This window comes from Salinisphaera sp. (assembly GCF_035690525.1).
In the GTDB taxonomy this organism is placed as follows: Bacteria; Pseudomonadota; Gammaproteobacteria; order Nevskiales; family Salinisphaeraceae; genus Salinisphaera.
Genome location: NZ_DASSKM010000163.1, coordinates 1 through 4,848, shown reverse-complemented (window position 1 = coordinate 4,848; position 4,848 = coordinate 1). Strand labels below are relative to the sequence as shown.

Annotated in this window: 4 protein-coding genes; 2 read left to right on the top strand and 2 right to left on the bottom strand. The window is 60.3% G+C overall.

Annotation, left to right across the window (positions count from 1 at the left end):
- Window positions 1-648: 648 nt before the first annotated feature.
- Both guaD and VFJ08_RS12760 read left to right on the top strand, forming a co-directional pair.
- Window positions 649-1,959, top strand: coding sequence for a guanine deaminase (gene guaD / locus VFJ08_RS12765; RefSeq protein ID WP_324997601.1), 1,311 nt, complete (start codon window positions 649-651; stop codon window positions 1,957-1,959).
- A gap of 172 nt (window positions 1,960-2,131) precedes the next feature.
- Window positions 2,132-3,439 (top strand): NCS2 family permease, encoded by a 1,308-nt coding sequence (locus tag VFJ08_RS12760; protein ID WP_349257008.1) that lies wholly within the window; start codon window positions 2,132-2,134, stop codon window positions 3,437-3,439.
- Window positions 3,440-3,532: 93 nt separating this feature from the next.
- Here the strand turns inward: VFJ08_RS12760 and VFJ08_RS12755 are convergent, their stop codons facing one another.
- Together VFJ08_RS12755 and VFJ08_RS12750 are read right to left on the bottom strand one after the other, a co-directional pair.
- On the bottom strand, window positions 3,533-4,525 hold the full coding sequence (locus VFJ08_RS12755; protein WP_324997599.1) for an adenosine deaminase: 993 nt from the start codon (window positions 4,523-4,525) through the stop codon (window positions 3,533-3,535).
- 30 nt (window positions 4,526-4,555) lie between these two features.
- Window positions 4,556-4,848 (bottom strand): FCD domain-containing protein (locus VFJ08_RS12750; protein WP_324997598.1); only part of this gene is annotated, 293 nt, incomplete at its 5' end.

Genomic DNA, 4,848 nt, shown 5'->3' with positions numbered 1-4,848 from the left:
GTACGGCCGTGCCGCTTGAGCGCTTCTGATAAGGCTTGCGATGAATGAGTTCCCGCATGGTTCGTTCTCCTCCTGCTTTTTTGTTTGTAGTGGCCCGGCGATCGATTCAGGACGCCTCGATCGCGGCCGGCTATCGGCCGGTTTCTAATGGGCATGATCCAAGTGTTGCGCCGTTAACGGTTGTTCGATCGGTGCCAGCGGCAATATGGATACTAAAATTATATTTTTTGTCTACATAAAACCCAATGTGGGCATCACCAATAACACAGAAATGGATACAAAATAATTATTTGGCATGAGACTTTGATCGTATCCTCTCGCCGAAAGAGTGGCCGGCGGACGCTTGGTAATCGCTACGAGGCTTCGTTGAACTAAGGGGCAACGAGCGCGGCGTAGGCGTACATGCGTCCGATCCGCGCCTGATCGAAATCGCTAGTCCTCGCGGGTCTCTTCAATGAGGCCGGGTAGCGTCGTAAGCGAGCGTGGCGGATGTGTAGCCCCATTATCGAATACAAAAATAATATTAAATTGATGCCAAAGTAGTACTGGTTTTGGTATTCAATTATGAATTAGGCTGGCCTTGGATTTGACGCTGTGTGGCATCGGGTTCGAACGTGCTGCGACTGAACCGATTCCGGGAGAATTTGCATGAAAGAGTCTGCCGACGCGCGTGCCATTCGCGGCTGCATTGCTCATTGTCTGCACGATCCGGGGGACGGTAATGACGCCGGCGCTCTGGAAGTGTTCGAAGACGGGGTGCTGGTCGTACGTGACGGTCGGGTGGCGGCGCTAGGCCCGGCGGACGAATTGCTGCCCACGCTCGGCGACGCGGTTCCGATCGAGGATCAGCGTGGCCGGTTCATCGTGCCCGGCTTCATCGATGCGCATATTCATTACGCGCAGACCGATATGATCGCCAGCCACGGCGAGCAGCTCCTGACTTGGTTGAATCGCTATGTGTTTCCGGCCGAAGGGCGGTTTCACGATAGCGCCGTCGCCGAGGAGACCGCGACGTTCTTCATGCAGGAGTTGTTGCGCAATGGCACGACCTCGGCGCTGGTCATGGGAACCGTGCATCCGCAGTCGGTAAGCCCCGTTTTCGAGCAGGCGCGCGCGTTGGGCATGCGATTGGCGGCCGGCAAGGTGTTGATGGATCGCAACGCGCCCGAATACCTTCGGGACGACGCTGAAACCGGCTGTCGACAAACCCGCGACCTGATCGAACAGTGGCACGGTGTCGACCGGCTGAGCTACGCGATCACGCCGCGTTTCGCGCCGTCCTGTTCCGACGCCCAACTCAGTGCCGCCGGCGAGCTGGCGCGCCGATACCCGGATACCTATATTCATACCCATCTATCCGAGAACCGCGACGAGGTGGCCTGGGTCGCCGAGCTGTTTCCCTGGAGTCGGAATTACCTGGACGTTTACGACCACTTCGGTCTGCTGCGCGAGCGTGGCGTCTACGCACACAGCATTTATCTCTCGAAGGCGGAAAGACAACGCATGTCGGAAACCGGCGCGGTATCGGTTTTTTGCCCGACATCCAACATGTTTCTGGGTAGCGGCCTGTTCGACTATGGTGAAACCCGGGCCGCGGATGTACAGGTCGCGCTGGCCACCGACGTCGGTGCGGGCACGACCTTCAGCATGATTCGCACAGTCGCCGACGCATACAAGGTCGCCCAGTTGACCAACACGTCGTTGGCGCCGGCGCGCATGCTTTATCTGGCGACCCTGGCCGGTGCCCAGGCGCTGTCCATCGATGAATATGTCGGTAATCTGCGTGTCGGGAAAGAAGCCGATTTCGTCGTGCTTGATCCGAAGGCGACGCCGCTGATGGCGCGTCGCAACTCACTGGCCCGCAATATATCGGAGCAGCTATTCACGCTGTTCACGCTAGGCGACGACCGCTGCGTCGAATCGACCTGGCTTTATGGCGCACGCCGGTACGAGCGATAGCGCGGAGACGGCGAAATATTACAAAAAACCGTCGACGTGAGGCGGTATATCGGTCGCGAATACGACGCGGCCAGCTTACAAAGCGAGTAAACCAGGAGGAGGCCGTATGACCGACAGTTCCGAGCAAGCCGACGAGGATGCAATGGGCGATCGTCGCGCCGGCCAGGACATCATGGCCCGGTATTTTCAGTTTGCCGAAGAAGGCACGAACTATCGCCGGGAGATCATCGGCGGTGTGACCACGTTTCTGGCGATGGCGTACATCATGTTCGTCAATCCGACGATTCTGAGCGCGGCCGGCATGGACAAGGGCGCCTTGTTCACGGCCACGGCGTTGGCATCGATCGTCGGTTGTCTGCTCATGGCGTTCATCGCCCGTTATCCGGTGGCGATCGCGCCGAGCATGGGGTTGAACGCTTTTTTCGCGTATTCGGTCGTGCTCGGCATGGGCGTGCCGTGGCAGACCGCCCTGGTCGGGGTGCTGCTGTCGGGCGTGATATTCGTGCTCATCACGGCGCTCAAGCTACGAGAGATGATCCTGGATGCGATTCCGCAGGATCTGAAAATGGCTTCGGCCTGCGGGATCGGATTGTTCATCGCGTTCATCGGCTTCAAGGACTCGGGCATTGTGGTCGCCAACAAGGCCACGCTCGTGACGTTGGGTGATATGACCTCGGCGGGAACGCTGCTGACGGTGTTCGGGGTCTTCATTTCCATCATCTTCATGCTGCGTCGTGTACCGGGCGCCATCTTCTTCGGCATGATCGCTACCTCGTGTCTCGGTCTTGTCTGCGGCGCGATCGATCAACCCACCGCTGTGGTCAGCAGTATTCCCAGTGTGGCTCCGCTGTTCGGTGTCGCGGTGACGCGCTTGTTCGATGACCCGGGAAGCGTGTTTACACTGAACATGCTGGTCGTGGTGCTGACATTTCTGTTCGTCGAATTCTTCGATACCGACGGCACGCTGATGGCCGTGGCCACCAAGGCGGGCCTGATCGAGAACAATCGGATGAAGCGGGCCGGGCCGGCGCTGCTGGCGGATTCCTCCTCGATCGTGGCGGCTTCGGTGATCGGGACATCGCCGACCACCTCCTTCATCGAATCCACCGCCGGCGTGGCGTCCGGCGCGCGTACCGGGTTCGCCGCGCTCGTCACGGCCCTCATGTTCGTCTTCGCCTTGTTTTTCTCACCGCTGCTGCAGGTGGTGACGCCGAACGTCACGGCCCCCGCATTGATTATCGTCGGCGTGCTGATGGTTTCCGCGCTCGACGAAATCCAGTGGAAGAAACTGGAAATCGCGGTGCCGGCGTTTCTGATGATGGCGACGATGCCGCTGACCTACAGTATCGCCAACGGGATCGCGCTGGGATTGGTGATGTACCCGGTCACGATGACGGTGCAGGGGCGCGCCCGCGAACTGCATCCGATTCTGTACGCGCTGTTCGTTGTCTTCGTGCTGTACTTCGCGTTTCTCACCTGATCCGGATGGGCGGCCGGCGGAAAGACCGATAACGTCCGCGAATGAACGCGATCATTTGCGGACGTCGTTTTAGTTTCATGCCGCCGGCTGTCCTTAGCAGTCGGCGATATCCGAAAGCAGGCGCGCGCGCCGGTCGGCCGGCATGAAAGCCGCTTCCACGGCATTGGCGGCGAGTTTTCGGAATACGGCGCGATCCCAGCCGAATGCCTGCTCACAGGCGCTGAAGTTCGCCATCATGCCGCCGCCGAAATAGGCCGGATCGTCCGAATTCAGGTTGACGTTCAGGCCGGCTTCGAGCAACTGGGGCAGGGGATGATCCGTCAATCGATCGACGACGTGCAGACAGACGTTGGATAGCGGGCAGACCGTCAGCGGCGTCTGCCGTTCACGCAGCCGGGCCACGAGATCCGCGTCTTCCAGACAGCGCACGCCGTGGTCGATGCGGCAGACATCCAGCGTATCCAGCGCGCTCGTGATGTAGGCGGAGGGCCCTTCCTCGCCGGCATGCGCGGTTCGCGGAAGACCCAGCGCCCGCGCGCGTTCGAACACCGCTCGGAATTTTTCCGGCGGATTGCCGCGCTCGGCGCTGTCCAGGCCGATCGCGGCGATGCGTTCATACCACGGTTCGGCGCGCTCGAGCACATCGAGCGCCTGTTCGGCGTCCTGATCGCGCAGGAAGCTCATGATCAACGCGCTCGACATCCCGAGTTCGCGCTCGGCGTCGCGCATCGCCCGGTTCAGGCCCTCGAACTGGGCTTCGAATTCGACGCCGCGCGACAGATGGGCCTGCGGATCGAACGACAGTTCAATATGCGCCACACCGTCGGCATGCGCACGGTGGAAATACGAGCGGGCGAGGTCGTGGAAATCCTCGGCCGTATGCAAAACGGTCATGCCCTGAGAGTAGAGGTTCAAAAACGACTGCAAATCCTCGAATTCATAGGCAGCGCGGACTTCATCGACGTTTCGGTAGGGCAGCGACACGCGGTTGCGCTCGGCCAGTTCGAGCATCTGTTCGGGCTCGAGCGTGCCCTCGATATGCAGATGCAGTTCGGCTTTCGGCAGAGTCCTGAGCCAATGATTCATAAATTGTTCTCGCTTATATTGGGTCGGCCGTCAGCCGGTCAGGATTGTGGCCAGGTCGACCCGGCGGATGCGGGTGGCGTAGTTCAGGCGATCCTCGAGATAGTTCAGATGCTCGCAGGCGGTCCGGGCCGCGCGCTCGCCGTCGCCGTCGAACAGCGCCTCGGCGATACTGCGATGGTCCGTAGCCCGATAGCAGGCCGCCATGCCGGGGACCTTGTAGAGCGCCACCGCGATCGACGTGCGCAGGATCAAGTCCTGCAGAATTTGGCCCAGTACCCGGTTCGGGCAGGCGTCGGCCAATCGCTCGTGAAACCGCAGCGACA